This is a genomic window from Streptomyces tateyamensis (assembly GCF_003205575.1).
In the GTDB taxonomy this organism is placed as follows: Bacteria; Actinomycetota; Actinomycetes; order Streptomycetales; family Streptomycetaceae; genus Kitasatospora; species Kitasatospora tateyamensis.
Genome location: NZ_PYBW01000285.1, coordinates 1 through 550 on the forward strand (window position 1 = coordinate 1; position 550 = coordinate 550).

The 550-nt window shown below is 70.2% G+C and carries 1 protein-coding gene; it reads right to left on the bottom strand.

Annotated features, from left to right (window positions below; all coding sequences use genetic code 11):
* Positions 1–23: 23 nt before the first annotated feature.
* Positions 24–550, bottom strand: a 527-nt coding sequence (locus tag C7C46_RS33365; protein ID WP_146259332.1) for an electron transfer flavoprotein subunit alpha/FixB family protein, incomplete at its 5' end; no start/stop codon positions are given.

A 550-nucleotide genomic window follows, 5' to 3' on the forward strand; every position in this document is an offset into this window, starting at 1 on the left:
TGTGTCGGTGTGTTGCTGGTGGGTCAGCCCTTGCGGGTCTTGACCTCGGTGGTCAGCTGGGGCAGGACGTCGAACAGGTCGCCCACGACGCCGAAGTCGACGAGCTCGAAGATCGGCGCCTCCTCGTCCTTGTTGACGGCCACGATCGTCTTCGAGGTCTGCATGCCCGCCCGGTGCTGGATCGCACCCGAGATACCCGCAGCCACGTACAACTGCGGCGAGACCTGCTTGCCCGTCTGGCCGACCTGGTTGGTGTGCGGGTACCAGCCCGCGTCCACCGCGGCGCGCGAAGCACCCACCGCCGCGCCCAGCGCGTCCGCCAACTCCTCCACCACACCGAAACCCTCGGCCGCACCCACACCACGACCGCCCGAGACCACGATCGCGGCCTCCGTCAGCTCCGGACGCCCCGAGGAGACCCGCGGCGTGCGGGACGTCACCTTCGCCGCGTTGCCCGTGAACGCCACGCTCACGCTCTCCACAGCCTGCTCCACCGGCGCGGCCTCGGCGCCCGCCGAGTTCGACTTGACCGTGTCTACCGGCGCGACCT